Origin of the sequence: Mesorhizobium sp. M4A.F.Ca.ET.050.02.1.1, from assembly GCF_003997725.1 — a bacterium.
In the GTDB taxonomy this organism is placed as follows: Bacteria; Pseudomonadota; Alphaproteobacteria; order Rhizobiales; family Rhizobiaceae; genus Mesorhizobium.
In genome coordinates, this window is sequence record NZ_RZSG01001493.1 from 1 (window position 1) to 473 (window position 473).

The following is a 473-nucleotide window of genomic DNA, read 5'->3' on the forward strand; positions in this document are numbered from 1 at the left end:
GCCCGCATCACACTGTTCATCGCGGTGCTGGCCACCGCGCTGTCCTTCTCGCTCGGCGCAATCCTCGGTTTCTCGGCAGCAGTGTTCGGCGGCTGGTTCGACACGCTGCTGTCGCGCCTCGTCGATCTCCTGATGTCGATCCCGACGCTGATCATGGGCCTCGTCGTGCTTTCGGTGCTGCCGTCCAACCTGGTGACGCTGATCCTGGTGATGGGCATCCTCGATTCGACCCGCGTGTATCGCCTGTCGCGCGCGGTGGCCGTCGACATCAATGTCATGGACTACGTCGAAGCGGCCAAGCTGCGCGGCGAGGGCAGTGGTTGGATCATCTTCCGCGAGATCTTGCCCAATGCGCTTTCGCCGCTGGTCTCGGAACTCGGCCTGCGCTTCATCTACGCGGTGCTGTTCCTGTCGACGCTCTCCTTCCTCGGCCTTGGCGTGCAGCCGCCGGATGCCGACTGGGGCGGCATGGT

The 473-nt window shown here is 64.5% G+C and carries 1 protein-coding gene; it reads left to right on the plus strand.

Annotation, left to right across the window (positions count from 1 at the left end):
• Positions 1-473, plus strand: a 473-nt coding sequence (locus tag EOA33_RS38325) for an ABC transporter permease (RefSeq protein ID WP_145989626.1), incomplete at both ends; no start/stop codon positions are given.